At 53.8% G+C, this 2,634-nt stretch carries 1 rRNA gene; it reads left to right on the forward strand.

Annotated elements, in window-relative coordinates:
* Window positions 1-2,625, forward strand: a 23S ribosomal RNA gene (locus J2Z31_RS29020); the annotation flags it as partial.
* Between the last annotated feature and the right edge of the window lie 9 nt (window positions 2,626-2,634).

Raw genomic sequence — 2,634 nt, forward strand, 5'->3', positions numbered from 1 at the left:
TGGTTTCCAAGCATTGTTGAAAGGTATCTTATCCTGAATTCAATAGGGATAAGAAGCGAACGCAGGGAACTGAAACATCTAAGTACCTGCAGGAAAGGACATCAACCGAGACTCCGCAAGTAGTGGCGAGCGAACGCGGACCAGGCCAGTGGCAATGAGGAATAAAGTGGAACGATTTGGAAAGATCGGCCGTAGCGGGTGACAGCCCCGTACACGTAGAACACTCATTGTCCTTGAGTAAGGCGGGACACGAGAAATCCTGTCTGAACATGGGGAGACCACTCTCCAAGCCTAAGTACTCGTGCATGACCGATAGCGAACAAGTACCGTGAGGGAAAGGTGAAAAGCACCCCGACAAGGGGAGTGAAATAGAACCTGAAACCGGATGCCTACAAACAGTCGGAGCCCGCAAGGGTGACGGCGTACCTTTTGTATAATGGGTCAACGACTTAGTGTGACATGCAAGCTTAAGCCGGTAGGTGGAGGCGTAGCGAAAGCGAGTCTGAACAGGGCGCCTTAGTATGTCGCATTAGACCCGAAACCGAGTGATCTAGCCATGAGCAGGTTGAAGGTTGGGTAACACCAACTGGAGGACCGAACCCGCATCTGTTGCAATAGATTGGGATGACTTGTGGCTAGGGGTGAAAGGCCAATCAAACTCGGAAATAGCTGGTTCTCCGCGAAATCTATTTAGGTAGAGCGTCGACCGAATACCCCCGGGGGTAGAGCACTGGATGGGCTATGGGGACTCACCGTCTTACTGATCCTAACCAAACTCCGAATACCGGGGAGTACTAGTCGGCAGACACACGGCGGGTGCTAACGTCCGTCGTGAAGAGGGCAACAACCCTGACCTCCAGCTAAGGTCCCCAAGTCATGGCTAAGTGGGAAAGGATGTGAGGATCCCAAAACAACCAGGATGTTGGCTTAGAAGCAGCCATCATTTAAAGAAAGCGTAACAGCTCACTGGTCTAAACAAGGGTCTTTGCGCCGAAAATGTAACGGGGCTAAAGCCATGCACCGAAGCTGAGGATGTATCTTAAAGATACGTGGTAGCGGAGCGTTCCGTAAGCCAGTGAAGGGATACCCGTGAGGGGTCCTGGAGGTATCGGAAGTGCGAATGTTGACATGAGTAACGATAAAGAGGGTGAGAGACCCTCTCGCCGAAAGACCAAGGGTTCCTGCTTAAAGTTAATCTGAGCAGGGTTAGCCGGCCCCTAAGACGAGGCGGACACGCGTAGTCGATGGGAACCACGTTAATATTCGTGGGCCTGGTGGTAGTGACGGATCGCTTAACTTGTCAGGACTTATTGGATTGTCCTGGCCTGGACGCGGTCCCGGGAAATAGCTCCACCATATAGACCGTACCCGAAACCGACACAGGTGGTCAGGTAGAGTATACCAAGGCGCTTGAGAGAACTGCGTTGAAGGAACTCGGCAAATTGCACGCGTAACTTCGGAAGAAGCGTGACCCCATTATGGGCAACCATGATGGGGTGGCACAGACCAGGGGGTAGCGACTGTTTATCAAAAACACAGGGCTCTGCGAAGTCGCAAGACGACGTATAGGGTCTGACGCCTGCCCGGTGCTGGAAGGTTAAGAGGAGGGGTGCAAGCTCTGAATCGAAGCCCCAGTAAACGGCGGCCGTAACTATAACGGTCCTAAGGTAGCGAAATTCCTTGTCGGGTAAGTTCCGACCTGCACGAATGGCGTAACGACTTCCCCGCTGTCTCCAACGCAGACTCAGTGAAATTGAATTCCCCGTGAAGATGCGGGGTTCCTGCGGTCAGACGGAAAGACCCCGTGCACCTTTACTATAGCTTTACACTGGCATTCGTGTCGGCATGTGTAGGATAGGTGGTAGGCTTTGAAGCAGGGACGCCAGTTCCTGTGGAGCCGTCCTTGAAATACCACCCTTATCGTCATGGATGTCTAACCGCGGTCCGTCATCCGGATCCGGGACAGTGTATGGTGGGTAGTTTGACTGGGGCGGTCGCCTCCGAAAGAGTAACGGAGGCGCGCGATGGTGGGCTCAGAGCGGTCGGAAATCGCTCGTCGAGTGCAATGGCATAAGCCCGCCTGACTGCGAGACTGACAAGTCGAGCAGAGACGAAAGTCGGTCATAGTGATCCGGTGGTCCCGCGTGGAAGGGCCATCGCTCAACGGATAAAAGGTACGCCGGGGATAACAGGCTGATGACCCCCAAGAGTCCATATCGACGGGGTTGTTTGGCACCTCGATGTCGGCTCATCGCATCCTGGGGCTGGAGCAGGTCCCAAGGGTTTGGCTGTTCGCCAATTAAAGCGGTACGTGAGCTGGGTTCAGAACGTCGTGAGACAGTTCGGTCCCTATCTGCCGTGGGTGTAGGAATATTGACAGGATCTGTCCCTAGTACGAGAGGACCGGGATGGACATATCTCTGGTGGACCTGTTGTCCTGCCAAGGGCATAGCAGGGTAGCTATATATGGAAGGGATAACCGCTGAAGGCATCTAAGCGGGAAACCCACCTGAAAACGAGTATTCCCTCGAGAACCGTGGAAGACGACCACGTTGATAGGCCGGGTGTGGAAGTGCGGCAACGCATGAAGCTTACCGGTACTAATCGTTCGATCGGCTTGATCGTTCCCATTGC

Origin of the sequence: Sinorhizobium kostiense, from assembly GCF_017874595.1 — a bacterium.
GTDB lineage: Bacteria > Pseudomonadota > Alphaproteobacteria > Rhizobiales > Rhizobiaceae > Sinorhizobium > Sinorhizobium kostiense.